The organism is Bowmanella dokdonensis (assembly GCF_017254865.1).
In the GTDB taxonomy this organism is placed as follows: domain Bacteria; phylum Pseudomonadota; class Gammaproteobacteria; order Enterobacterales; family Alteromonadaceae; genus Bowmanella; species Bowmanella dokdonensis.
On sequence record NZ_JAFKCV010000383.1, the window covers coordinates 1 to 287 of the forward strand.

Genomic DNA, 287 nt, shown 5'->3' on the forward strand with positions numbered 1-287 from the left:
GTCTTACAACAACATCGCCGACACCGATGCTGCCCTGGAATGTGTGAAAGAATTTAACGAGCCAGCCTGCGTTATCGTTAAGCACGCCAATCCATGTGGCGTGGCGCTGGGCAGCGATATTCTGGAAGCCTATAACCGCGCTTATCAAACCGATCCGACATCAGCTTTTGGTGGCATTATCGCTTTCAACCAGGAGCTGGATGGTAAAACGGCTCAGGCCATTATCGACCGTCAGTTTGTTGAAGTGATCATTGCCCCTAGCGTCTCGGCTGAGGCCGTTAAGATAG

The 287-nt window shown here is 51.6% G+C and carries 1 pseudogene; it reads left to right on the forward strand.

The annotated features are described in order from the left end of the window. Positions 1 to 287, forward strand: a pseudogene (purH, locus tag J0A66_RS23020) (bifunctional phosphoribosylaminoimidazolecarboxamide formyltransferase/IMP cyclohydrolase); the annotation flags it as partial.